Here is a 252-nt window from a genome sequence, read left to right on the forward strand (position 1 = left end):
CATGTACACCAACAGATACGGATGGCGATGGTACACCAAACTATTTAGACTTAGATTCTGACGGTGATGGTATCCCAGATTCAATTGAGAAAGGTTCTAACGGAGCTACTCCAGTTGATACAGACGGTGATGGTACACCAGATTATTTAGATACAGATTCGGATGGTGATGGTATTCCAGATTCTATCGAAGATGCGGGATGTACAGGTACTGCACCATGTACACCAACAGATACGGATGGCGATGGTACAC

At 44.4% G+C, this 252-nt stretch carries 1 protein-coding gene; it reads left to right on the forward strand.

Going from position 1 to position 252, the window contains the following annotated elements; all coding sequences use genetic code 11:
• On the forward strand, positions 1–252 hold a 252-nt coding region (locus tag V7S76_RS13315), incomplete at both ends, for a thrombospondin type 3 repeat-containing protein (RefSeq protein WP_459510630.1).

Source organism: Aquirufa sp. ROCK2-A2, from assembly GCF_054558485.1.